26 protein-coding genes and 1 tRNA gene are annotated in these 25,697 nt (G+C 32.9%); 12 read left to right on the forward strand and 15 right to left on the reverse strand.

What is annotated here, in order from left to right:
- Positions 1-6: 6 nt before the first annotated feature.
- Positions 7-1,185, forward strand: coding sequence for a THUMP-like domain-containing protein (locus tag AC0UBM_RS04720; protein ID WP_475687842.1), 1,179 nt, complete (start codon positions 7-9; stop codon positions 1,183-1,185).
- Here AC0UBM_RS04720 and AC0UBM_RS04725 read toward each other — a convergent pair.
- Both AC0UBM_RS04725 and AC0UBM_RS04730 read right to left on the reverse strand, forming a co-directional pair.
- Positions 1,182-1,565 carry a YchJ family protein gene (locus tag AC0UBM_RS04725; RefSeq protein WP_475687843.1) on the reverse strand — a complete coding sequence of 128 codons (384 nt, stop codon included), beginning with the start codon at positions 1,563-1,565 and terminating at the stop codon, positions 1,182-1,184. The genes AC0UBM_RS04720 and AC0UBM_RS04725 overlap by 4 nt on opposite strands.
- Before the next feature lie 5 nt (positions 1,566-1,570).
- On the reverse strand, positions 1,571-1,729 hold the full coding sequence (locus tag AC0UBM_RS04730) for a hypothetical protein (RefSeq protein WP_414034279.1): 159 nt from the start codon (positions 1,727-1,729) through the stop codon (positions 1,571-1,573).
- A 141-nt stretch (positions 1,730-1,870) separates the two neighbouring features.
- On the opposite strand from AC0UBM_RS04730, the gene AC0UBM_RS04735 reads away from it, so the two are divergent.
- Positions 1,871-2,533 (forward strand): HAD family hydrolase, encoded by a 663-nt coding sequence (locus AC0UBM_RS04735; RefSeq protein WP_475687844.1) that lies wholly within the window; start codon positions 1,871-1,873, stop codon positions 2,531-2,533.
- A gap of 2 nt (positions 2,534-2,535) precedes the next feature.
- Here AC0UBM_RS04735 and AC0UBM_RS04740 read toward each other — a convergent pair whose 3' ends face one another.
- The gene (locus tag AC0UBM_RS04740; protein WP_434035819.1) at positions 2,536-3,312 is read right to left on the reverse strand and encodes a GH25 family lysozyme; all 777 of its coding nucleotides are present in this window, start codon (positions 3,310-3,312) and stop codon (positions 2,536-2,538) included.
- Positions 3,313-3,839: 527 nt separating this feature from the next.
- On the opposite strand from AC0UBM_RS04740, the gene AC0UBM_RS04745 reads away from it, so the two are divergent.
- A complete protein-coding gene (locus AC0UBM_RS04745; RefSeq protein WP_475687845.1) occupies positions 3,840-6,281 on the forward strand; it encodes an ATP-binding response regulator in 2,442 nt (813 codons plus the stop codon).
- Here the strand turns inward: AC0UBM_RS04745 and AC0UBM_RS04750 are convergent.
- The 4 genes from AC0UBM_RS04750 to AC0UBM_RS04765 all read right to left on the reverse strand — a co-directional run bounded on the left by AC0UBM_RS04750 (position 6,271) and on the right by AC0UBM_RS04765 (position 9,497).
- A complete protein-coding gene (locus AC0UBM_RS04750; RefSeq protein ID WP_475687846.1) occupies positions 6,271-7,620 on the reverse strand; it encodes a sigma-54-dependent transcriptional regulator in 1,350 nt (449 codons plus the stop codon). The genes AC0UBM_RS04745 and AC0UBM_RS04750 overlap by 11 nt on opposite strands.
- 272 nt (positions 7,621-7,892) lie before the next feature.
- Complete coding sequence (locus AC0UBM_RS04755; protein WP_414034274.1) at positions 7,893-8,198, reverse strand: hypothetical protein; 306 nt, start codon at positions 8,196-8,198, stop codon at positions 7,893-7,895.
- A gap of 112 nt (positions 8,199-8,310) precedes the next feature.
- Complete coding sequence (locus tag AC0UBM_RS04760; RefSeq protein ID WP_434035817.1) at positions 8,311-8,613, reverse strand: hypothetical protein; 303 nt, start codon at positions 8,611-8,613, stop codon at positions 8,311-8,313.
- A 344-nt stretch (positions 8,614-8,957) separates the two neighbouring features.
- Complete coding sequence (locus tag AC0UBM_RS04765; RefSeq protein WP_475687847.1) at positions 8,958-9,497, reverse strand: acyl-CoA thioesterase; 540 nt, start codon at positions 9,495-9,497, stop codon at positions 8,958-8,960.
- Between the two features lie 424 nt (positions 9,498-9,921).
- Between AC0UBM_RS04765 and AC0UBM_RS04770 the strand changes: the two genes are divergently transcribed.
- Both AC0UBM_RS04770 and AC0UBM_RS04775 read left to right on the forward strand, forming a co-directional pair.
- The gene (locus AC0UBM_RS04770; protein WP_475687848.1) at positions 9,922-10,788 is read left to right on the forward strand and encodes a DUF808 domain-containing protein; all 867 of its coding nucleotides are present in this window, start codon (positions 9,922-9,924) and stop codon (positions 10,786-10,788) included.
- A gap of 300 nt (positions 10,789-11,088) precedes the next feature.
- Positions 11,089-12,042: an MBL fold metallo-hydrolase gene (locus AC0UBM_RS04775; RefSeq protein ID WP_475687849.1), complete on the forward strand. Its 954-nt coding sequence runs from the start codon at positions 11,089-11,091 to the stop codon at positions 12,040-12,042.
- Positions 12,043-12,103: 61 nt separating this feature from the next.
- Here the strand turns inward: AC0UBM_RS04775 and AC0UBM_RS04780 are convergent.
- The 5 genes from AC0UBM_RS04780 to mscL all read right to left on the reverse strand — a co-directional run bounded on the left by AC0UBM_RS04780 (position 12,104) and on the right by mscL (position 15,473).
- Positions 12,104-12,179: transfer RNA gene (locus tag AC0UBM_RS04780), tRNA-His, on the reverse strand.
- Between the two features lie 77 nt (positions 12,180-12,256).
- Positions 12,257-12,973: a bacillithiol biosynthesis deacetylase BshB1 gene (bshB1, locus tag AC0UBM_RS04785; RefSeq protein WP_475687850.1), complete on the reverse strand. Its 717-nt coding sequence runs from the start codon at positions 12,971-12,973 to the stop codon at positions 12,257-12,259.
- Between the two features lie 41 nt (positions 12,974-13,014).
- Positions 13,015-14,184, reverse strand: a complete 1,170-nt coding sequence (locus AC0UBM_RS04790) for a trans-sulfuration enzyme family protein (protein WP_475687851.1) — start codon at positions 14,182-14,184, stop codon at positions 13,015-13,017.
- Positions 14,185-14,188: 4 nt separating this feature from the next.
- Positions 14,189-14,794 carry a glutathione peroxidase gene (locus AC0UBM_RS04795; RefSeq protein ID WP_475687852.1) on the reverse strand — a complete coding sequence of 202 codons (606 nt, stop codon included), beginning with the start codon at positions 14,792-14,794 and terminating at the stop codon, positions 14,189-14,191.
- 229 nt (positions 14,795-15,023) lie between these two features.
- Positions 15,024-15,473 (reverse strand): large conductance mechanosensitive channel protein MscL, encoded by a 450-nt coding sequence (mscL, locus tag AC0UBM_RS04800; protein ID WP_434035811.1) that lies wholly within the window; start codon positions 15,471-15,473, stop codon positions 15,024-15,026.
- A gap of 190 nt (positions 15,474-15,663) precedes the next feature.
- Here mscL and AC0UBM_RS04805 point away from each other — a divergent pair, with 190 nt between their 5' ends.
- Together AC0UBM_RS04805 and AC0UBM_RS04810 are read left to right on the forward strand one after the other, a co-directional pair.
- A complete protein-coding gene (locus tag AC0UBM_RS04805) occupies positions 15,664-16,260 on the forward strand; it encodes a SatD family protein (RefSeq protein WP_475687853.1) in 597 nt (198 codons plus the stop codon).
- Positions 16,257-16,970, forward strand: coding sequence for a DUF3307 domain-containing protein (locus AC0UBM_RS04810; protein WP_475687854.1), 714 nt, complete (start codon positions 16,257-16,259; stop codon positions 16,968-16,970). The genes AC0UBM_RS04805 and AC0UBM_RS04810 overlap by 4 nt, the downstream gene beginning before the upstream one ends.
- A gap of 7 nt (positions 16,971-16,977) precedes the next feature.
- Here AC0UBM_RS04810 and AC0UBM_RS04815 read toward each other — a convergent pair whose 3' ends face one another.
- Both AC0UBM_RS04815 and AC0UBM_RS04820 read right to left on the reverse strand, forming a co-directional pair.
- Complete coding sequence (locus tag AC0UBM_RS04815) at positions 16,978-20,172, reverse strand: cytochrome c biogenesis protein (protein WP_475687855.1); 3,195 nt, start codon at positions 20,170-20,172, stop codon at positions 16,978-16,980.
- A gap of 112 nt (positions 20,173-20,284) precedes the next feature.
- Positions 20,285-20,686: a group III truncated hemoglobin gene (locus tag AC0UBM_RS04820; RefSeq protein ID WP_475687856.1), complete on the reverse strand. Its 402-nt coding sequence runs from the start codon at positions 20,684-20,686 to the stop codon at positions 20,285-20,287.
- Between the two features lie 158 nt (positions 20,687-20,844).
- Between AC0UBM_RS04820 and AC0UBM_RS04825 the strand changes: the two genes are divergently transcribed.
- From AC0UBM_RS04825 to AC0UBM_RS04845, 5 genes are all read left to right on the forward strand, one after another.
- The gene (locus tag AC0UBM_RS04825; protein WP_475687857.1) at positions 20,845-21,612 is read left to right on the forward strand and encodes a Rossmann-like and DUF2520 domain-containing protein; all 768 of its coding nucleotides are present in this window, start codon (positions 20,845-20,847) and stop codon (positions 21,610-21,612) included.
- The gene (locus AC0UBM_RS04830) at positions 21,593-22,123 is read left to right on the forward strand and encodes a KdsC family phosphatase (protein WP_475687858.1); all 531 of its coding nucleotides are present in this window, start codon (positions 21,593-21,595) and stop codon (positions 22,121-22,123) included. Before AC0UBM_RS04825 ends, AC0UBM_RS04830 begins: the two co-directional genes overlap by 20 nt.
- Before the next feature lies 1 nt (position 22,124).
- The gene (locus AC0UBM_RS04835; RefSeq protein WP_475687859.1) at positions 22,125-23,036 is read left to right on the forward strand and encodes a geranylgeranylglycerol-phosphate geranylgeranyltransferase; all 912 of its coding nucleotides are present in this window, start codon (positions 22,125-22,127) and stop codon (positions 23,034-23,036) included.
- Positions 23,036-23,623 (forward strand): Maf-like protein, encoded by a 588-nt coding sequence (locus AC0UBM_RS04840; RefSeq protein ID WP_475687860.1) that lies wholly within the window; start codon positions 23,036-23,038, stop codon positions 23,621-23,623. Before AC0UBM_RS04835 ends, AC0UBM_RS04840 begins: the two co-directional genes overlap by 1 nt.
- A 189-nt stretch (positions 23,624-23,812) precedes the next feature.
- Positions 23,813-24,820 carry a glycoside hydrolase family 5 protein gene (locus AC0UBM_RS04845; protein ID WP_475687861.1) on the forward strand — a complete coding sequence of 336 codons (1,008 nt, stop codon included), beginning with the start codon at positions 23,813-23,815 and terminating at the stop codon, positions 24,818-24,820.
- Between the two features lie 133 nt (positions 24,821-24,953).
- Here the strand turns inward: AC0UBM_RS04845 and AC0UBM_RS04850 are convergent, their stop codons facing one another.
- Complete coding sequence (locus AC0UBM_RS04850) at positions 24,954-25,679, reverse strand: hypothetical protein (protein ID WP_475687862.1); 726 nt, start codon at positions 25,677-25,679, stop codon at positions 24,954-24,956.
- Positions 25,680-25,697 lie beyond the last annotated feature (18 nt).

Below are 25,697 nucleotides of genomic sequence, written 5' to 3' on the forward strand. Positions count from 1 at the left end.
AACGCGTTGAATACACTAATTTTAAATACTGAAATTCAAGATTTTATAGCATCTAATTTAAAGTCAGATACCACCGCTATACTTTTAAAAGGAACCGCTTTTGAAGGCGTAGAAACGCGAGAAATTGTTGAGCAAATCGAGGCCAAACAACGATGTTTAAGCAAACTACCAAGTTGGTACAACACACCTAATATTTATTATCCGCGCAAACTAAATATTGAACAAACATCTTCGGAGCGCACGGCCAATTATAAAGCGTCCCTAATTTCGGGAGATTCAATTTTAGATATAACTGGCGGATTTGGAGTAGATTGTTATGCTTTTTCAAAACAGTTTAAACAGGTTACGCATTGCGAAATTAATACCCATTTAAGCGATATTGTAACTCATAATTTTCACCAATTAAATGCGGATACAATTGAGACTATTTCTGAAGATGGAATTACCTATTTAAAACGCACAACAAAAGTATTCGATTGGATTTATGTAGACCCTTCTAGACGTCACGATAGTAAAGGGAAAGTGTTTTTTCTTAACGATTGCCTACCCAATGTACCTGAACATTTAGATCTTTTATTTAAACACGCCAATAATATATTGGTAAAAACTTCTCCCCTTTTAGATATTTCTGTAGGTTGCCAAGAGTTAAAATATGTAAGCGCCTTATACGTGGTTGCTTTAAATAACGACGTTAAAGAATTATTGTGGGTACTTGATCGTAATATCACAAATGCGTTTACAATACATACTGCTAATATTACTAAAAACACGGTAGAAACTTTCGATTTCCCTATTGATTTAGAAGGTGAGTTATTCATAGATTACAGCACACCTTTACAATTTCTTTACGAACCCAATGCGGCAATATTAAAAGCGGGAGCTTTCAATTCTGTCGCCCATCAATTAGGTGTATTTAAGCTTCAAAAACATGCTCATTTATATACTTCGCAAGAAAAAATAGCTTTTCCAGGGCGTACCTTTGAAATTATTAAAACAATACCTTTTAATAAAAAAGCAATCCAAAAGGAAGGTATTAAGAAAGCCAACATTACGACTAGAAATTTCCAAGACTCTGTTGCCGATTTAAGAAAAAAACTAAAAATTAAAGATGGTGGAGACGACTATTTGTTTTTTACTACAGATGTAAATTCAAATAAGATTGTAATTATTTGCAAAAAGGCTTAGAGCGCATCGATATAAAACCAACAACCATCCTCTTTAACAAATCTGGAGTTTTCATGTATCATTTGTAATTCGCCTTCATCTTGAAAAATAGCCTTAAACTCTACCGTTCCTTCTGTATCTGTCTCCAATCCTTTTGACGTCTTTATAATATCTAATTTAATCCAATCTACAGATTTAGCCCATTTTACAATAGATTTTTTCTCCTTAGAAGGTCGCGTACTTTCGTGGTGACTCGCCATTAGATAATCGCCATTAGCCAAAACAAAAGCGGCATAGCGAGAGCGCATTAAACCTTCGGCCGTTTTTACTTTTTTAATATGTTTATGACCGATTTCACAACAATCTTTATACAATTTTTCACTACAACAAGGACATTTCATAACGCTTAAGTATTAGATTGATTTTCTTGTGATTTTTTAACTATAGCTTTTAAACGCTCCTTGTGCAATTCTTTTTCGGCACGTAATTTATTTTTCTTACGATCCATTAACTTGGAATGTTTCGCCTTATTCTTTGTGTTCTTCTCTTTTCCTTTTTTAGCCATTACTCCAAAATTTCAATTCAAAATTACGATTTTAAACATGCGCGCATTCTATAAACGGAATAATAAATTCAATTAATTTTAATGATTTCTTATCAACTAAGCTAAAATGCTTTTATATCTTCGTAATCTAAAAAAAAGGATATGTTAAAGGCAGTTTTATTCGATATGGATGGTGTTATTGTAAATACAGAACCCCTACACTATAAAGCCTATTACGATATGTTTAAAACTGTTGGTATTGAAGTCCCTTTGGCTTTATATCAGAGCTACACTGGTCGGTCTACTATAAGTACTTGTAAAGGAATTTGCGAACATTTTGGGTTAGAAAACGATCCTGAAGAACTGGTACAATTAAAACGTAAAGCATTTCAAAAACTTTTTAAAAACGACCCTGATTTAGATTTACTTCCTGGTGTACTCGATTTAATTCAGAACTATTATAACAACGGACTTACACTTGTTTTGGCCTCTTCTGCATCGCAAATTACCATTCATGATGTGTTTACACGCTTCGAATTAGATCAATATTTTACAGGTCGTGTTTCTGGAGCAGATCTTGAAGCTTCGAAACCCCATCCAGAAATTTTTGAACGTGCGGCTGAAATTGCTGGTTTTAAACCTTCGGAATGTATGGTTATTGAAGATTCTACTAGTGGTATAAAAGCGTCGCATACGGCAGGAATATATTGCGTGGCTTACAAGAGTGAACACTCTAAAAATCAAACCTATACTTTGGCGAATAAATTAATTTCTGACTTTAGTGAAATTAAATTCGAAAATATAAAATCTGAATTCGAAAATTAAGACTACTTAATCAATAATGCTTTAAAATCTTGGTACGTCCCTTTAAATACGTTTAAATCAATATACCCTTCTACGCCATCAATTTGGCCACGTTCTGTAAATTGCCAGATATTCCACGGTTGCGTAAAAGGCTCGGCATAATTCCCATAATTAGCTATCCATATAGGATATTTGTCAAATTCTGGGGTATTTAAGTGCTTGCGATAAAAGTGATCTCCAGTATATATTATAGGCGTAACACCATAATGTAGTTCGACATCGACTAACCATTTTTTAATACCGAGTTTTAAATTCTCTACAGATTGAATAGTCGATAAATTTTCGATGTCTAAAATTGGAGGAAAATCTCCTGGATTTAAAGTCACATGCGCCTTAAACTGCGCGGCCTGAGTAAGAGAGTGCTGGTTTGGCCTGTAGTAATGATATGCACCACGAACCACTTGTTTACTTTTAATAGTTTCCCAACGCGTTATATATGCACTATCCAATCCATCTATTCCCATGGTTGCCCGAATAATTATAAATGCAATTGGTATACTATCATTGATGTAGTTAACTTCATTCCAGTCTATTTTTCCTTGATAATGAGAAAGGTCTATGCCATACAAATACCTTGGATACCGCTTAAAAATAGATTCGTTTTTAGAATTTGCAGTGCTAGGTTCTTGGTTTAGTCTATAATACAAAATACTTAAATCGAGCCTAAAGTAATATATAGCAAATATAAGAACACCACTACAAGCTATAATTAAAGAAATAATTACTTTTTTTCGAACCATGAATACAAAACTAATATATTAAATGAGGATAAAAAAAAGACACATGGAAATACCATGTGCCTATTTTGTATTACCGCTTAGTAATACCCCCTAATTAACTAATAGCTGTAACAAATATAAGGTATAGCCTTTTAATTGTATTACGGTTTTCCCGTAATGCAGTAATCTTTTTTTTTAAGAACCTGAAAATCAATTTGTTTGATTACAAAATAAATTTTGTTTTTTCGAAAAATAAATATATAAGCGCTTTATATCTGCCATATTACACGCATTATTGGCAAATAAGTGCTAATTCGTTACAATTTTATTATTTTTTTTATCAATTTATCTTCATCTGTAGTCTGTATAATTCCATACGTTGCTAAAGACTTATTTGGCATAATTAAAATTGAGGTTTAGACACTACATCGTTCTTCTCTTATCTAAATATGATACGTTAATACTATTGAGAAATATTTTTACATAATATTCGCATTCAAAAATTATTTGGACGAATTATATCACGAACATTTCACTAATTTTACATTATGGAAAATTCGAATAGAAAATTTACCGTAAAAGTAATTGTAGGCTATGTTATATTAGCCGTTGTTGCTGTTACCACTACTTTTTTAGTGTTTTCGGAAATTAAAAACTTCTTGAACCTTAAACGTGATGATGTAAGTGATCGAAATAAAATTATTGCTGTTGGTAACCTAATTGCAGATATCTATGAAAATGAGAGTTTTGCCAGAGCAGCTATTCAAAGCGGATCTGAAAGTCAGTTTGACCTCTATATTGCTAAAAACAGTACTTTAAATGCAGATATCGATAGTTTAAAAGTTAAATTAGACAACGAACATCAATTTTTACTATTAGACAGTGTTAAACAGTTAATCGCTGTAAAATTCAATAATATAAAGGCCCTTAAACACATTAAGGAAGATGACATTTCTGAACGATCTATAGAAAATGCATTAACAAGAATAAATGCTATAGAAAGTTCTGTGGGCCGATTAACCATATTAGATTTCGCAGAAGATCCTGATGCTTTAACCCCTGCACATCGAAAATCTATAGAAGAATATATTGCGATTGTCAATAAATATCGCCCTAAAGAACAAGACGAAGAAAAAAGCGAAAAACGATTAGATTCTATTGTCGTTGCTGCCCGAGACCTTCTTAAACAGGTTAAGAGAGATGCACTCATTCAGAAAACCAATTTATCCAACAAAGAGAATTCTCTTTTAAAAAGTGATTTAAATGTATCTCAAAGTTTAAGAAAACTACTGTATAACCTAGAACATGAAATACTCGAACATTCCGAGAAAATAAATCAGCAACGCGATTCGGCTTTAAATAGAAGTACAAAAATTTTAAGCTTAGCCACTATTGTGGGTACCATTTTAGTTATTTTATTTTCGTTTATTATTTTAAACGACTTCTGGAAAAGTCAGAAATACAGAAAAGAATTAGAAAAAGCGAATGCGTATACAAGCTCACTTCTACAGAGTCGTGAACAGCTTATTTCTATGGTGAGTCATGATTTACGTACACCTTTAAGTACCATTACAGGATATAGCGATTTGCTGGCAAAAATTATTAAAGACAGTAAACCTAAATATTACATCGATAGGATTTCTAAAGCTTCTAAATACATGAAGGATTTGGTAGACGATTTATTAGAATTTTCCAAGTTAGAACGTGGCAATATCTCTATAGATCACATTCCGTATTTACTCAATCCAATAATAGACGAAGTGATGGTTAGCGTAAAATCGGTATATCCTGATAAAGCTATTAACCTAAATGCTGTTTATAATTCTAATCTAGAAAAGTCTATTCTTGGAGATCCGTTTCGTGTGCGACAAATTCTTTATAATTTAGTAGGAAATGCGTATAAATTCACTGAATCTGGAGAAATTAAAATTGAAACTAAAACCTTTAAAAACGTAGACCGTAAACCGTTTTTACAAATTTTGGTTTCAGATACAGGAATTGGAATACCTATTGAAAAGCAATCTATAATTTTCGAAGAATTCACTCAAATTGAAAGTCATAGTGAGAAGAAATACGAAGGTTTCGGACTAGGATTAACCATTTCTAAAAAATTAGCAAATCTACTGGGTGGCGAATTATCGTTCACCAGCGAAGAAAAGAAAGGAAGTACTTTTATCCTTACACTTCCCATAGCCTACAGTGTTAAACCGGTTGTTAAACTTAAACCAAACACCGAAACCATTGCCTCTAACTTAAATGTTATTGTAATAGACGATGATGCCTCTTTAAGACAATTGTTAACCGATATTCTTCAAGATAAGAATATAAATGTCACCGCTTTTGAAACGGCTAAAAAAGCGCTAAAAGAAATGAAGAATTTACCTTTCGATTTAGTGATTACAGATATTCAGTTACCAAATATGAATGGATTCCATTTTATGGAAACCTTAAAAGCCTCGGACTTTTATAAAAATCAGCCTATAATTGCTTCTACTGGACGTAAGGATTTAAAAGGTAAAGTATATAAAGACAGTGGGTTTGTAGATATTATTTTTAAACCGTATGGTGCAGACGATTTAATACACACGGTAAGTAAATGGTTGCCTGGCGTAAAATTAGAGCCTGTTTCTCAGAACAATTCAGAAGACATTTTTAAGTTTGAACATTTTAACTTAACACCTATTAGTTCGTTTCTTAACAACGACATCGAGTCTTTAAAGGACACCTTACAGTTGTTTTTAAATGAGACAGAACTAAACTTAGAGACCTTAGAACAAGCTATTAAAAATAAGAATTTAGAAAGCATACATGCCACAAGTCACAAGATGCTTACTATGTTTAAACAATTGGAAATTAATAGTGTAATTCCGTATTTAACCTATTTAGATAAGCTTGAAGATATACATGATAATATGTTAGATACCACCTTTGAGCATCTGAAAACAAATACCAATTTAACCGTTATAGAAATGGAACAATTTATAGACTAATATTATATTCTTTAATCTTATTATATAACGTTTTACGAGTCACATTTAACAATTTAGCGGCATGTGTTTTATTGTTATTTGCTTGCTCCAATGCACGAATAATTAAATCTTTTTCGTTGTCTTTAGTCGAGAAACTTTTCTTTTGCAAAGGTTCTTGTTTAGATGCTGCGCCTTGAGTTAGCTCCATGGGCAAGACTTGCTGTTCAATTAAATCGCCTGCAGTTAATAAGGTCGCTCGCTTCACCACATTTCCAAATTCCCGTAAATTCCCAGGCCATGAGTAATTTTGGAAAATTTTTAAAACGTCGTCACTAAAGCCAATAACATTTTTATTTAATTGCACATTGGCTTTATCTAAAAAGTAATCGGCAAAAATAATAAGGTCGTCTTTTCGCTCCTGTAGATTCGGAATTTTAATTGTAAACTCATTCAATCTATGATACAAATCTTCTCTAAACTCCCCTTCATCTACAGCCTTTAGCAAATCTTCATTTGTCGCTGTAATTAATCTAATATCAACTTCTATTTCTGTACTACTACCTAAAGGTTTTACGCGACGTTCTTGCAGTGCACGAAGCAACTGGATTTGATTCTCGTAAGATAAGTTTCCCACTTCATCTAAAAATAGAGTTCCGTAATTAGCCGATTCAAAATGTCCTTTTTTATCACTTACCGCACCTGTAAACGATCCTTTTTTATGACCAAAAAATTCACTTGCCGCAATTTCATTTGGAATCGCACCACAATCTACAGCAACAAAAGGTTTATTTTTTCTTGAGCTTGTTTTATGAATAGATTTTGCCACAACTTCTTTCCCGGTACCACTCTCTCCTGTGATTAAAACCGACATATCTGTAGGACCTACCAACTGAATATATTCGTTCAATTTTTTTGAAGAAGAACTTATTCCTGTCACAAATTCAGAATTTAATTGGGACGCCTTCTTCACCACCTCTTTTGGAGCACTAGCTACTTTTTGCTCAGATTTTAAAGCATTAGTTATAACATGTAAAACTTCGTCCTGATTAAAAGGTTTGGAAATATAATCGATTGCACCTTGTTTCATAGCCTTAACAGCCGTAGAAACTTCGGCATAACCCGTCATTAAAATTACGGGTGTTTTCGCTTTATGTTCTTTTACGATTTCTAACAACTCTAATCCATTTCCGTCGGGAAGCCTTAAATCCGTAAAAATTAAATCGAAATCATCGTTTATAATTATGGTTTTAGCATCCTCGAAACCATAACTTAACGTTACAGTGTAATCGTGTTTTTCTAAAAACCGTTTAAGCATATTAGAAAAAGCAACATCATCTTCTATTAAAAGGATTGACTTCATGTAGTGTTTAAAAAGTAAAATATTAGACCCTAAAATTAAGCAAAAAAAAGAGGGTGCTTTAATAAAACACCCTCTTTTCTCCCTCTGAATTTAAAATTAAATAATAACTTATATTTCAGCTTTTTTTGTGACTAAAATTTAAATTTAATAGTCTGTAATTGGTATAAATTCATTTTACAACAATTATCTTATGCCGCAAAATAGTTTTACTTAACCGCAACTAACAGACTAAAAACAAACTAAATAGATTAAAAATGGTTAATTGGTTTTATCTATTTGTTAATCCATTTTCCCGTAGCATCTGCGTAAACTGTTTGCGTAGTTCCCGACATACTTAGGTCTAATTTATATTCTTTCACTTCATTTACATAGGCTTTTAGAATCGTTGCATTAGGAAAATCTACTGCAACAGCTTCTTGAATAGCTAATGGTAATTCTGCTGTTTTAATTTCTTTAAACTCTTCTTGCAACACAAATGTTCCATCCTGAAGTGTTAAATGAACTGGTGATGCCGCGTAAAAACTAATATTACTTAATATAAGTGCTAAAAATGCTAATGTTAAAAATATATTTCTCATAACTTTAAATTTTAATGTTAATCAATTATTTATTACTATATCGCTTTAATGCTTAATCTACTCGTACTCTGCTCAATAAAAACAGTCTTTTTTATTATGCGTTAATCAGCGATTATTTGTTTATCCAATGTCCGTTTTCATCTTTATAAACCGTAACTATAGAATTATCTATACTTAGTTCCAGTTTAAATTCTTTTAAGTCGTTTTTGTAGGCCTTAGAGATTTCAACCGTTCCATGATTTTTAACCACCGCTTCCAAAATCGGGTTTGGCAATTGATTAATTTCAATTGGAGTAAAATCCTCTTGAAAAACGATGTCCATAATTCCGTCGTGAAAAAATAGAGGTTGTGAAGATGTCGCTTGGGTAGATATCCCTCCTAGTGCCAATGCCGATGCTATTACAATATTCTTCATTTTCTATATATTTTAAACTGTTCTTTTAATTGTTTTGATTAGTAATATGAAATAAACATGCCATGCCTATCAAACAAGTAAGCCAACAACTAAACACTGTAGTAAACACGCGGGTTTAAAAGAAAAACAAATAAAAAATGATGAAAAAAAATGAAAGAAATGTGTGTAACACAATAGTGTATCCTGTAAAAAAATTACACACCTTTTACACAGTAGGACAGTAAGATTAACTATTACATGATGAAGTGTAGAAAGTAAGTAGAAAAGAAATGGTTCCCATTAGGCACAAAAAAAATCAGACAGCTACAATGTAGATGTCTGATTAAACTATTTAAATTTTATTTTTACAGCTCTATTTTAACGTTGTGTTCTCTAACTTCGTCCAGATATTCTTCAATTTTAAAATCTATAGAATTAAAATTTTCACTTCGTTTACGTGCTTGTTTTTGTCTTTTAATACTTCTAGCAAAGCGTCTTATGCTATCCGGACTATTAAGAATTAGACCAGGAACTTCTATACTGTTATAGGCCTTATCTTTTGCTACCATTGTAAAATAAGACGAATTACAATGTTTAATTACTCCAGTATGTATATCTTCAGATTCCACCCGTAAGCCTACAACCATAGACGTTCTACCTGTATAATTTATAGATGCTTTTAAGGTTACCAATTCACCAACGGCAATTGCATTTAAAAAATCCACTTTATTAACAGAAGCTGTTACCGAATAGTGTTCGGAATGTTTTGAAGCGCAAGCAAATGCTATTTGATCCATTAAATTTAAAATAAAACCTCCGTGAATATTTCCTCTAAAATTAGAGTGTGAGGGCAACATTAATTGGGTCATAGTGATTTGAGAATCTTCAATATGCTTAAATTTCATAATTCTTAGTTTGTAGTGTTCTAACGTTTAAAAGTAATTATTTTTCCGATAACGTTATACATCAGTCTAAATTACTATTAATAATAATATATAACGACCTGTTCACTAATAATATTTTAACAATTACGCACTAATACTTACAATAAAACAATTAAAAACTAAGTATTTTAACCAAAAATCTAAGTACAACTAAATACATACGCATTATTCTAGCTTGGTATAGCCAATAATTATCCATCGTTACTTAGTTTTAGTATACTTCGTATAAAACGATAAGCTCCTTTATTATTTATATAAAATACAATCAATTAATTTGAAAAATTATCAGTTCTTAAAACTTAGTGATACAATTTTAGTTATCGTTTAATGTACAGTAATTACATTTGCACAAATGAATCTTAGGATTTCTTAAATCTAAATGTAAATGGCTTCAGGATTTTTTGCTTTATTAGACGATATCGCGGCATTAATGGATGACGTGGCAACCATGGGAAAATTAGCTACCAAAAAAACAGCAGGCATCTTAGGAGATGATTTAGCAGTAAATGCAGAAAAAGCTTCTGGTTTTTTATCTTCTAGAGAAATACCAGTATTATGGGCTATTACTAAAGGATCACTTAAAAACAAAGCGATTATTCTACCTTTTGCTTTTTTACTTAGTGCTTTTTTACCGCAGTCCATTCCTATTATATTAACATTAGGTGGACTATATTTAGCTTACGAAGGTGCCGAAAAAATATATGAGTTTTTTGTTCCTAATCATCACCACACCGAAAAAATCGTCGAGGCCAAAACAGAAGCAGATTTATTAAAATTAGAACAGGAAAAAATTAAAGCGGCCATAGTCACCGATTTTATTCTCTCTGTTGAAATTGTTATAATTGCTTTAGGTACAGTGGTTGGACATCCGCTAACAACACAAATCATAGTAGTTTCTGTAGTCGCACTTATAGCGACAGTAGGTGTTTATGGCATTGTTGCCCTTATTGTTAGAATGGATGATTTCGGATTAAAACTGATTAATCTAAACGAAGAAGACAATAGTTTTTCAGATAAAATTGGACGCATATTAGTACAAGCACTTCCATGGGTTATTAAAGGACTAGGAGTTGTTGGAACTATTGCGCTACTATTGGTTTCTGGTGGAATTTTTATTCATAATATTCCATATTTACACGATCTTTTTCACACACTTCCTAGTATACTGTCTGAATTAATTTCAGGTACAGTGATCGGTTTTGTGGTTCTCCTAATCATTAGTCTATTTAAAAAAATAAAATCGAAAATCTAATAGTAAAAGCGCCTTACTTAGCGCCTACACTCTAGGTTAAAACATAAAACAAATCAAAAAAGCGTCTTTAAAAAATGACGCTTTTTTTAATGGTTAGTTTGCTTGTAAGTTGATTGGTATGATTCAAAAATAGACATTACAATTTATAATATGGTATAAATTTTAACATTATTTAAGATATTTATAAACATTATAGATTGACACTTAATTCATTAGCATTTTTGATTAAAAACTAATGAATATAAAGTTTAAGCTTTTAATTTTACAAACTACACTTAATCCCTATTAAAAGCATCTATAATGAGACGTATTATATCCCTTTTTATTTGTGTATTATGTTGCACATTTACTCTTTTAGCGCAACGCGCTCCCGCATTTCAAGTTATACCATTAGGCGTTAAAGGTGGTATAGACGAAACTAATTTATCGGCCTATATGGTAGCTCCCGTAAACTCCAATGATTTTATATGTCTAGATGCCGGTACCATTCATGCAGGTCTTAAAAAGGCGGTTAAAAACAAGGTCTTTAATACATCTACAAGCGATGTGTTACGAAACTACATTAAAGGATATTTTATATCTCACGCACATTTAGATCATGTTTCCGGGCTTATTATTAATTCTCCTGCCGATTCTTCGAAAACAGTGTATGCCACACAAAAATGTATGAGCATGATGCAGAACCATTATTTTAATGGTGAAACATGGGCCAATTTCGGAGATGAAGGTCCAGGTTATCAAATAAAGCGATATCATTTTAAAACTTTAAATATACATCAAGAGGTTCCTATTACAAATACAGATATGTATGTTACAGCTTTTCCGCTTAGTCATGTGAGTCCGTTTGAGAGCACCGCTTTTTTAATTAGAAAGCAGAAGGATTACATCTTGTACTTAGGTGACACTGGTCCTGATAAAATAGAGAAAAGCGCCGATTTAAAAAATTTATGGATGGCCATCGCTCCATTAATTAAAAAGAAACAGTTACGTGCTATGTTTATAGAAGTGTCATTCCCTAATGAACAAGCCGACACAGCATTGTTTGGGCACTTGACTCCTAATTGGTTTTATAAGGAGCTTAAAGTATTGCAACAGTTAACAGGAGAAAAAGCTCTAAAGGGATTTAAAACTATAATCATACACCAAAAGCCACCTGTAGAGCATATGCTGAAGATCTCTGAACAATTACAAGCTCAAAATAATTTGGGTTTAGATTTGGTATTTCCAGAGCAAGGCGAGCGCTTAGAATTTTAGGAATACAACAGTTATATCCACAAAAAAAGCCTTTCGAAAAATCGAAAGGCTTTTACTTTTTGGGTGGAAGACCGGATTCGAACCGGCGACCCTTGGTACCACAAACCAATGCTCTAACCAACTGAGCTACAACCACCATGTAACTGCATTTTTGTAATGCGTGTGCAAATTTAAGAGATTTTATAGAAATTCCAAGCCTTTTTTAAAAAAAATATCATTTTATTTTAAATAAATTTTCCACCGCCACATAACGCTCTGACGTAAAGCCTTCTGCATATTCCACACCAATCATACGTCCCAAGTCTTTTGCACGATAATTTACACTATCTGTAAAATTTTTACTAGAAATAGGTGTTTCTGGTTCTTTACTATCGGGATCAAAAAATTGTGTTTTATATGCTAAAACAGCTTGTTCTTTAGTTTCTATATATCCTGTAACATCTACAACAAAATCGGGAGTAATTGGTTTCCATTGTATATAGTGATACACATGTTGCGGTCTCCACTGTATTTGAGGCTCACCTCCTACTTCTGTTTCTATTTTTTTTAAGCCACTTAAAAAGCAAGAATCGCTAACCAATTTACTACCTTTTCCATGGTCTATATGGCGATCGTCTATTGCATTGCAAAGCACAATATCCGGTTGATATTTACGAATCATTTTAATGACTTCTAATTGATGCTTTTTATCGTTTACAAAAAAAGCATCAGCAAAGCCTAAATTTTCCCGCACTGAAACGCCTAAAATTTTAGCAGCATCTTTGGCTTCGGCATCACGGGTTTCTGCAGTGCCTCGGGTTCCTAGTTCACCACGAGTTAAATCTATAATTCCAACTGTTTTTCCGTTGGCTATTTCTTTTGCAATGGTTGCGCCACATCCCAATTCTACATCGTCTGGATGTGCCCCGATTGCAAGTATATCTAATTTCATCTACTTCTTTTTAATTTAAAAGGCCTTTTATCCTTTAATAATTAGGCTTCTACTTTAGCCTGTTTCTTTACGGCTTTAATAGCCTGCTCAATATCTTCTATTAAATCGTCTTTTGTCTCTATTCCTACAGAAAAACGAATCAAACCATTGGTTACCCCAATACGGTCTCGTTCTTCCTGACTTAATAATCCGTGAGACGTTTTATATGGCGATAACATGGTACTTTCAACCCCAGCCAAACTCATAGATGGTTTTATTAATTTTAATGCTTTTTGAAATGATAAAGCATCTAGTTCATCATTTAATTCAAAGGATAACATACCTCCAAAACCTTTCATTTGAGATTTTGCTAAAGCATACTGCGGATGACTTTTTAGACCTGGATAATACACATTTTTAATATCTGAATGTGAATTTAAAAACTTCGCCAACTTCTTCGCATTTCTATTCTGAGCTTTTACACGAAGAACTAATGTTTTAATACTACGCTCTAGCATCCATACCATGAAATCGCTTAAACTACCACCTAAATTTTTAGCGACGTTCCAAATTATTTTCATGTGCTCGTTAGAACAAGCTACCGCTCCGGCCAAAATATCACTGTGACCACCAAGATATTTAGTAGCTGAATGCAGTACGATATCGATCCCGAAATCTATTGGATTCTGATTCACTGGACTGGCAAATGTATTGTCTATAATAGACAGTAAGCCTTTCTTTTTAGCCAATGCAGCAACGCCTTTTATATCGGTAATGGTTAATAGTGGATTAGACGGTGTTTCAATGTAAATAACTTTTGTATGCTCTTGTATTTTGTCTTCAAAATCTGAAACTTCATATCCATCTGTAAAGGAAAATTCTATACCATATTTAGGAAACTCTTCACGTATAAAATTACTCGTACCGCCATACAATGTGTTTTGTACCACTATATGATCGCCCGTTTTTAAAAAGGCAAGTAAGACCGTACTAATAGCAGCCATTCCAGAACCAAAAATCATTCCAGCCTCAGCATGTTCTAAAGCCGCTATTTTTTTTGATAAGAATTCTTGATTTGGAGTATTAAAATAACGTGGGTAACGTTTTACATCGACGTCTTCAAACTGATAAGATGTAGACATATAAATGGGAGATACAGCCCCTTTAAACTGTTCATCCTTTACTTCCCCAACATGGGTACATATGGTTTGTAATCCTAATTTTTTAGTCATGATATTAGCTTTTTATCCAAGAAATAATTGAGTCATCTGTAGGTAATGTTTTTGGTGCAACTACACGAACAACATATCCATTTTCATCTATTAAATATTTTTGAAAATTCCATTCTACTTCAGAATCTTCTAATCCATTTCTTTCCTTTTGGGTTAAGAATTTATAAACGTCGTCCATATCAGATCCTTTTACAGAAATCTTGCTCATCATAGGAAACGTGACACCGTAATTGGCCTCACAAAACGCTGCGATTTCGGTATCTGTTCCTGGCTCCTGACTTTTAAAATTATTCGCAGGAAAACCAACAATAGTAAAACCTTGATCTTGATAGGTTTCGTATATCTCCTGAAGTTGTTCGTATTGCGGTGTTAATCCGCATTTACTCGCTGTGTTTACCAGCATTACTTTTTTGCCTTTTAAGGTTGAAAAATCAAACGGATTCCCGTATAAATCCTGAACCTTAAATTGATATATAGTTTCCTTCTCTAAGGCACTACTTTTATCTACCGTGGTACTTATGTCTTCACTAGGCACTATAGACGTTTCTTTTGTGTTTTGCTTACAACTACACAGTATAAATGCAATCACTATTATTAAAGTATTTTTCATCTTATAAAGGTATAAAATTATTTAATCATCACTATTATTTCTAGATTACCATATAAACCAAAAAATACCCAAAATTGGGTATTTTATATAATCTACAGGTCGACTATATTTGGAATGTTAATTTTAACTATGTAATCTTTAATTAGCAACATTAAAGATTAACCATATAAAGGCGCTATTAATTAATTCGAAAAAAACTATCATGACCTTAGTGTCTTCGTAGTTTTTTTTATGACTTCATTTTACCTTTTAGCATGGCGTTTTGTTCTTCCAATAAATCTGTAATTCCAGCCAATAACTGAATATCTTTTGGGGTTACAACCGTTTTATTCTTTGGATCTTGTGATTTGTTTCGCAATCTATTCATAAACTTCACTACAATAAATACGGTAAAACCGATAATAATGAAATCTAAAAAAGCTTCAATTAAAGCACCATAACCTATAGAAATTTGCTCTGCCACTACAACACCACTAGCATCATTTACTGCTTCTCTTAACACCCATACTTTATCTTGAAAGTGAATACCATCCGACAATAAAGATAGCGGTGGCATAAATACTTGTTTTACCAAGACATCGATTACCTTATTAAATGAAGCTCCGATAATAATACCAACAGCCATATCTATCATGTTTCCCTTAATCGCGAACTCTTTAAATTCCTGTATTAGTTTCATAATTTTCTTTTTAGACAAATATATTTTTAATCTCTAGTTTCTCAAAGCTATAATTACAGATAAATATTAGTATTAGAGCTAATAAATACAAATATAATCTTTTAAGCTAATAATGTCAATTATTAGTTTTATAGCTAATAATTTTGAAGTTACTAAAAATTCCAATATATTTGATAAAAGACATTTAAAAATGATTGGCATAATAACCGGAGACATTATTAACTCTAGAACGCAAGATGTAAGCGACTGGCTTACCGAATTAAAAGCGATCCTTAATCGTTACGGACAAGCTCCTAAGCAATGGGAAATATATAGAGGCGATAGCTTTCAACTAGAAATTTCTCCGAAAGGCGCCTTAAAAACAGCCATTTTAATAAAGGCCGGTATAAAACAATTTAAATCTATAGACGTAAGACTAGCCATTGGTATTGGAGAAAAAACATACAACGCTAATAGCATAACCGAATCTAATGGTAGTGCGTTTATATACTCTGGCGAATGTTTTGAGCAATTAAAAAAAACAAATTTGGCTATAAAATCTGACAACCTAGAATTTGATACCACGATAAACATTATGCTGGAATTAGCATTACTCACCATGAACACATGGACCCCAACCACTGCATCGTTACTGAAATTAGCACTTACGCATCCCGAATACAATCAAATGCAACTGGCGGAATTAACAGAAAGCACTCAAGGCAATGTTAGTCAAGGATTAAAACGTGCGGGCTATGATGAAATTTTAAAAATGATACAGTTCTTCACTAAAAATGTCTCACTATGATTGCGCTTTTTATAAAACTATTACTCGCCCACTTAATTGGTGATTTTCTTTTACAACCTACAAAATGGGTTGAAGACAAAGAGCACCGTAAGCTAAAATCGAAATATTTATATTTTCACATAGCGATTCATTTTATAACGTTACTTGTGGTGCTTCAATTCGACTTTAATTACATCTGGGGCATACTTATTATTACACTTTCTCACTTTATAATCGATACCATAAAACTATATCTAAACACCAAAGTAAACTCCCGCTGGCTATTTTGTTTAGACCAACTGGCACACCTTATTATTATAGCATGTGTTGTAGCTATTTACGAACCACGTTCTATTTCTATAGATATATTTTACAACACCACATTCTTACTCCTAATCTGTTCCATAATATTTGTAACTGTGGTGTCTTCTGTAATTATGAAAATTATAATTTCTAAATGGCAATTAGAAGAAAATAATGAAGCCTCTTTAAAAGATGCCGGTGCTTATATAGGCATGTTAGAACGTTTATTTGTGTTCTTATTTATTGTAATGAATTTCTGGTCAGGTATCGGGTTTTTAATCACAGCAAAATCGGTATTTCGCTTTGGAGATTTATCGAAAGCAAAAGACCGAAAATTAACAGAATACATTTTAATTGGTACCCTATTAAGCTTCGGTCTTGCAATATGTTGTGGATTAGTTTTTAACTATCTACAACAACTTATTTAAAACTATATTATTTACTCTTTTTATAAAACTTAGCATATTTCACATAAGCAAAGCCTGCTATTACAGCGACAATCCCTAAAGTGATCAAGATAAATTTAACACTTACAATCTGATCTCCACTAGCGTAAGAATGCAGTCCTGCTAAGTAAAAATTCACTCCAAAATAGGTCATCATTATACTAGAAAATGCTAAAACAGATGCTAAATTGTACCCGAAACGGCCTCTTAACCCAGGCACTAAACGCATATGAATTACAAACGCATACACCATAATACTAATTAATGCCCATGTTTCTTTAGGATCCCATCCCCAGTAACGTCCCCAACTTTCGTTAGCCCACATTCCTCCAAGGAAGTTTCCTATTGTTAACATGACTAAACCAATGGTTAAGGCCATTTCGTTAATTACGGTTAGCTCATTAATATTAATCAGCATTTTATCTTTGTTCTCTTTATTGGTGAAAATCATTAGGAATAATACGGTTAAACCTAAAATCATACCTATAGTAAACGGACCATAACTTCCTACAATTACTGCCACGTGAATCATTAACCAATAACTATCTAAAACCGGTTGCAAGTTTGCTATCGCTGGATCCATCCAGTTCCAATGAGCCACCATTAAAATCATTGACGTCACCAAAGCTGTAGACGCAATGGTTAAATCACTTTTTCTTCCTAGAAGTAATCCAAACAGCATGGTTGCCCAAGCTACATAAATCATAGACTCGTAGGCATCACTCCAAGGCGCATGTCCTGAAATATACCAACGTGCTATTAATCCTAAGGTATGCAACCCAAACAAAGCAACTACAATCCATTTAAATACAGTAACACCTACATTCACGGCTTTACTTTTGCTCTTAAAAATTTGAACAATTAGTATCGTAAACATTAAAATTCCAGCATAGAGATAATAACTAAACAGGTTTTTAAAAATATCGTAATGATTATATAAAATTTCAGTTCTTATCTTTTCATCCGATAGCATGACATCACTACCATATTGCTCTTGTGTTTTATGAAAAGCATCTAATAACTTATTTGCATCGGTAAAATCGCCTGTTCTCTTTGCTTGATTCAGCGTCATTAAATAGGCAGAAAAACCACTATTTATAAAATTTGAATACAGAGAATCTTCAACTTTAAGCGTTCCTCCTTTATATTCTATTGAAGAGATCCATTTGTTATTTTCATCATCTGGAATAGGAAAAATTCGCAATGAACGTCCTTCAATTGTATTGTATAATAAATTTACATGCTGATCGGTTTCCTTGAATTCCTTTTGAAATCCGTTAGGAATTGGTGCTTTATACGCTTCTTCTAAATATGGTCCTAATTTATATGCACCACGGTCTGTAAAGAAATCGGCTAAAGTTGCAAATTTCTGATCTTTTGGAATCCCAATTATCGAACGCAACGAGTCGGCTTTCTTATATTTTAAATATACAATTGGTACATTATACCATAACAACGGACTTTCGTGCATAGATAAAAACACCTGATCTGCATCTAAACCTGCATAAGTATCTGAATTTGATAATTTACGTAACAACTCTGAAGCGTACGTATTAACAGGCATCATACGCCCGCCAATATCCTGAATAACCATGTGCCCAAATTTATCGGCATGATCTTGTGGTACCTTATTAGCAACTAGAATAGAATCTATTTGCGCTTTTGTTGGCTTTGCTCCATGTGCATGTCCATCGTTGTCCGAATGTCCTTGTGCAAATCCGTTAAATGCAAAACACAATAGTAAAATTGAAAGCAATTTGGCTTTCTTCGCTTTTATTTTATCAAGTTTTCTACGTAAATCTCCAAATCGCGTTCCTTTAGTAACTAGTGTTGCTAACATCCCAAAATACAATAAGAAGTAACCGATATACGTAAATAGTGTGCCATAATAATCATGATTTACAGACAGAATTGTTCCTTTTTCGTCAGGATCAAATCCAGATTGAAAAAAGCGATAGCCGCGGTGATCTAAAATATGATTCATAAAAATCTTATAATCAAAATCGCCTTCTTCTTCATCTATAACAGTTACCTGACTAGAAAAGGCAGAGTAACTATTTTCAGTTCCCGGATAGCGTTCGGCTTCAAAATCGTTAAGTTTTACACTAAACGGAAGTTCGATAACTTTAGACCCGTACTTTAAGGCGAAATCTAAACCACCAACTTGCACTTGTTTAAAAGCACCGTTAGAACCTTTCCCGCCTAATAATCCAACTTCTTTAGTTTCTCCGTTTGCAGTTACATTAAGAATAACGCCATCTTCATCGTTTTTAAGAAATTCTGCTTTTTTAACAATTCCGAAAGTACCTTTTACCACTGGTTTAGGAAATACAAGTTGCATATCTCCAATAACATAACGTGAACGTAGAATTAAAGGTTGTAAACTATCTTTTACCAACTTCCCCGTTGCCATAGTGGCCATGGTTAAATATTCGCCTTCAAAAGGAGAATCTATAAAAATACCCTCGTCGGTAGTGCTAATATTAATAGCACCATCTGTAGGCTTATTTAAAGAAATTAATAAACTATGAATGCTCTGAACTTCTCCAGATTTTAAAAAGTGATTGTGAGGTTGTCCGTTTCCAGCTTCGACTAGCTTTAAATACGATTCCCCATTTTCGTCTGGAATAATATCTTCCTCTGCCCCACCAATAAAATCGGTCATTTCGATGGTTACCGGCTGTTGGTCGTATTTTGTTTCAATTTTAAAAGAATTGTCTAATCGTTTAGAAAAATCGACTTCCTCTTCTAGTGGCAAACGTTGTGGTACGCCATCAATCATATAATCACCATCTATAAATGCAGTGATATACGTTTTTTGAGATAAAAATGTGTTTTCTGTGGCGCCTTCTCGAATGGCCATCATCCCTTCAAAACCAATATATCTAGTAATAAAAGCACCTAAAAGGATTAAAATAAAAGATAAGTGAAGCACTAAAGATGCCCATTTTTCTTTTTTGTACAAACGGTAACGTTTAATATTCCCAATAAAGTTAATTACGAAAACAACCATAATGGCTTCAAACCACCAAGTATTATAAATTAAATTTCTAGAATAAGGTGTTGGAGACGTGTCTTGTCCAGCGTCAAGAAATGTACCGATAGCCATGGCTGCAGCAAAAACTATAAACAATATGGATGTTAAACGTGTGGAAAAAAGAATCTTGGCAAGTTTGTTTTGCATAGCGGTTTCTCTTGATTTTAAGTGCGCAAATTTAGTGCTTTTTGTTCGGTTGTTGGGTACGTATTAAACGCAAAGACTGTTAAAATTAACCTAATTTTAAGATGACTAAATGCTATTCTTTATTTTGTCTTGCTTGAAAGATATTTAAGTATAAAAATGTCCCCATTTTACGAGCTCTTTGCTTCGCATTATTAGCAATATCGCCTTCAAAAAGCTGATCGATTGTTTCTAACCAAAGGTTTAACCAAGCGCCAAAATGCTGTTCGGAAATTGCATTGTTATTTTCTTCGTCTACTCTAATATGTGTCTCTAATGGATTGCCGTAATATTTTGTTTTTAAAAACAAACTCGATTCCCAAAACGACGTTAACCGATCGATATGTTCTGGCCAATCGGTAATAATGGGTTCAAAAAAAGGCCCTAAAAAATTGTCTTTTCTAATTTTATCGTAAAACGCAGATACCAGTTTATGGACATCTTCGCGATTTTTAATATCAGATTTTATAACATCCATTACTTTAAAATTTAAATTCTTATAAAGTGAATCGCAAATATAGTTTACATAAAACAAAAGAAGCTACTTAACTCCTGCATAAGTGAATTTGACGTGCTAATTACTGAATTTATCTAGCTATAGCCATAAAATATTTTTAAAAAATGTATTTTAGCAGGATGATTTCAGTCGTATTACTTGGCGCAGGAAATGTCGCCACTCATTTATATAAAGTGTTTCATAATTCTGATGCAATTACTGTAACACAATGGTACAATAGGCATGTTGATAAAATTTCTACCTATAAAAATGAAGTATCTGTTACCGATTCCCTTATAGAATTAGTCGAAGCAGACCTCTACGTTATGGCCGTTAGTGACGATGCCATTGCCACTGTTTCTGAAGCGTTACCGTTTCAAGACCGTCTTGTAGTGCACACATCCGGTACCGCTAGTCTTTACGACTTAGATGCTAAGCATAGGCGTGGCGTTTTTTATCCGTTGCAAACCTTTACTAAAGATGCCACTATAGATTTTAGCACTATTCCGTTGTGTATTGAAGCTTTGAAAAAAGCGGATTATAAATTACTAAAAACATTAGCACATGCTATTGGGAGTCAGGATTATAAAGTCTCTACAGAACAACGTAAACGCTTGCATATCGCGGCCGTATTTGCTAACAATTTTACCAATCAGATGTATCGTATTGCTCACGAAATCACTGAAGCCAATCAAATAGAATTTGATGTTTTAAAACCATTAATTCTAGAAACAGCTAAAAAAATTCAGAATATGTCGCCCTATATGGCGCAAACCGGACCGGCAACTCGCGGTGACAAGCAAACCATTAAGAAGCATTTAAATTTAATAGAAAACCCGCAACATAAAGCAATCTATAAGCTATTAACCGAATCAATAACAGAAACTCATGGAAGAAAAAAGCTATAAAGAATATTTAGAACACATAACCACTTTTATTTTTGATGTGGATGGTGTTTTAACCGATGGAAACGTCACAGTAACCACGACAGGAGAAATGCTTAGAGTTATGAATATTAAGGATGGTTACGCTTTAAAAACTGCGATAGATGCCGGTTATAGAATTTGTATTATCTCGGGCGGTTCTAATGAAGGGGTGCGTAAACGTTTAGAAGGCTTAGGCATTACCGACATCTTTTTGGGAGCACATAATAAGCTAGATCAGTTAGATGAGTATGTTCAAAAACATGATATTAAAACAGAAAACATACTTTACATGGGCGACGACATTCCAGATTTCCCAGTGATGCTTGTTGTAGGTTTACCAACTTGTCCACAAGATGCCGTTCCCGAAATTAAAAACATATCGAAATACGTATCTCATAAAAATGGTGGCAAAGGTGCCGTTAGAGATGTTATTGAACAAGTGCTTAAAGTACAAGGTAATTGGAGTGGTAATTTTAACTCGAAATACGACTAACATGAAGGTGTTAAACCTGATTCGTTGGAAAAACCTATTACTCCTTGTTCTTGTTCAAACCCTGCTTAAATACGCTTTATTTCCTGTATTTAATGTAGACACGGCCTTACTCGATTGGCAATTTGCCATGCTTATATTGGCCACAATATGTCTTGCCTCTGCAGGAAATATTATAAACGATATTTACGATGTAGAAACCGATTCCGTAAACAAACCCCATCGGGTAATAATTGGTAAATCGCTATCGGAAACTACAGCTTATAATTTATTTATTGCATTAAATGTTGTTGGCGTTGGCTTGGGATTTTATTTATCTCATGCCATCGAGAAAAGCAGTTTTTTCGCGCTTTTTGTTATTATCTCCGTCCTACTCTATTTATACGCTAGTTATTTAAAACGCACGTGTATTATAGGAAATATTATTATTTCCATTTTAGTGGGCTTAAGTCTAATTATTGTTGGACTATTCGATTTAATTCCTGCAATAACCTTCGAAAATCAAGCCAATCAACGGATGGTTTTCCAACTGATTATGGGCTATGCAGGTATGGCTTTTCTCCTCAATTTTATCCGTGAAATTGTAAAAGATATAGAAGATATAAATGGTGATTACGTGTCTGGAATGCAAACCTTACCCATCTCAATAGGGAGAAGTAGAGCATCTAAAATTGCACTTATATTAACCTGTGCTCCGTTAATATCCTTAATTTATAACGTAATTATCTACCTATACAGCGACCCCTTAAAAGTTGCTTATTTTATCTTTTTAATAATAGGACCTTTGCTTTACATACTCTTTGAACTTTATAGTGCGAAATCGAAAAAGGACTATCACAAAATTAGTAATGCGCTAAAATTAGTTATGTTAACAGGCGTATTATCCTTACTTTTATATCCCTTAACTCAACTATAATGCTTCATAAAAATATAAGTAATTATAACATAATTTTAGCTTCTGGATCTCCTAGAAGGCAACAGTTTTTTAAAGATTTAGGTTTAGATTTTTCAATTGTATTAAAGCCAGTAGACGAGGTATTTCCACCACGGTTACGTCATTTTGAAATTAGTGATTATTTAGCACAGCTTAAAGCGCTTCCTTTTAAAACAGATTTAAAACCTAAAGACATTTTAATTACTAGCGACACCATTGTATGGAATAATGAAACCGCTTTAGGAAAACCAAAAAACACGGACGAAGCTTTTAATATGCTAAAATCTTTAAGCAATAAAACACATGAAGTTATTACGTCGGTTTGTTTTACATCATTGGACTTCGAAAAGACCGTAAATTCCGTTACAAAAGTTACTTTTAAAATACTTACAGACGACGAGATTAACTACTACTTAAAAAACTTTAAACCCTTCGATAAGGCCGGAGGTTATGGCATTCAGGAATGGATTGGCTATATAGGCGTAACTAAACTAGAAGGCTCTTATTTTAATGTTATGGGACTTCCTACAGATGTGGTGTATCGCGTTTTAAACGAAATGGTATCGTAAATAATTCTATTTATAACATTCCTAAAAAAAACCTGTCGCTACGTATTTCCCGTATTTTAAATGAATTATCTTAAGAAAGCATCTTAAACCTAATGTTGATTTGTTACACATGCATATAACTTAAACTTATCTAACATATTAGAAGAAAAAGAATAATATCTTTACACCTTCAATTTAGATAACATAATTATGTTAAGATTAATATATACTCTGCTTCTTTTATTAATGATGATAACGGCACAAGCACAAAATAGCAAACCTAATATTGGTGTAAACTTAACCGGTTACGAACGGTACTGGGAAGGAAAAACCTTAAATTATAAAGACATAATTGACGAAATTGATGAAATTCATAGTCGTGGTATTAACGATATAAGACTGCCGGTTTCTTTTGAGTATCAATTTAAACAAGAATCAGAAAATAGATATTTAAGAGACCTACGTAGAATTGCAAAATATATTAAGAAAAAAAACATGACGCTAATTGTGTGTTATTTTGATCACACGATTAACAAAGAGACTAATTTCACCAATGTAAATATTATAAAAAACAATTGGAGACTTATTAGTAGAGCTTTAAGAAAGTACTCCAATCATGTGTACTACGAACTTGTAAATGAACCCAATTTATATCCCGAACAATGGGACGCTGTAGTCCCTGAAATTATTTCTGAAATAAGAGCAGAAGACCAAGACACGAAAATACTTATAGGTGCAACAAATTATAACAGCATCTATGAACTATCTAGAAAAAAACCATTCCCGTTTGATAATATTATTTATGTTTTCCATTTTTATGAACCATTTATATTCACCCATCAAGGTGCCGATTGGGTGGGAAATCAAACTAAAACGATAGGTATTCCTTATCCTTATAACCCCAGTAAGATGCCAAATATGGCTCCCGAAGCTTTGGGCACGCCTGGAGAGGTTAACTATAATGACTATAAAGACATGGCTAATAAAACATCCTTAAGTCATAAAATAGATATTATTGTTAATTGGGCAAACCAAAATAATGTGGACATATGGTGTACAGAATTTGGGGCCATTAATACTATTGCCCCGGAGTATAGATGTCAATATTTTGAAGATATTGTTGATATCTTTAAATCCCATAATATAAAATGCTACCTATGGGAGTATCAAGGGAACTTTGGAATAACAGACAACATTAATATTTTAGATTGCTTATAATGGTTTTATATATGATTTGTTGCGTGTTTTAAGCACTGAATTTAGTAAATAAAAACCAACTAGAAAATCCGCGAGGATTTTCGTAAGTAAGCTAGAACTAGCAATAAATTATATATGTTGTTGGCAACTGGCTTTATTTCTTTTTATAATCTAAATAAGATGGTGTTGAATCTATTTCTTCACTTTCAATTGGTTCTTTAATTCCTGTGTATTTATGCAAGTCTTCTGGGTTTATGAAGTCTTTTTTATCGTTTTTTAAACTTGAAGAAACACCATAAGAACTTCCATTTTCGGCCATATCTATCCAATGTCTTTTTGTCAATCTGAAATTCCACTTATTAATGGATTTCCAATTTTCTTTTGAATCATATTTAATTTGAAGTTCACATTCAATAGATTCTTGAATAACTGGTTCATCCCATCTTGTTTCGAATACTAGATGTTTGTTTTTAGTTTCTTTCGGTAGAATAATAAATGCCATCCAGTCTTCTTTAACCGAATTTTCAATCCAGAAGAATCTATTTTCGGATAACTCTTTACCGTTTACGTCCCATTTCGGATAAAACATTTCATAATGTCCGTCAATTGGGAGTTTTGGAAAAGTTACTTTAATTCTAATGTCATTGATTCTTCCAGCTTGAGCTCCTTCATTCGTAAAACTCATTGGAATATCAAAACTTGATATATACCATTTATTATCTCCGTTTTTGATTGGGTATATTCTTAATCTACAAGTTCCAACTGAAACTAAAGGACTAAATTTTACGTAATGAGTTTTCCATAATGCAATTCCCGAAACTACTATTGCAATCAATGAAATAAAAGATGCTCCTAAAGCAATCCAATCAGATGTTTCCATTCAGTTTTCATTTTTTTT

Source organism: Formosa sp. F44, from assembly GCF_056238645.1.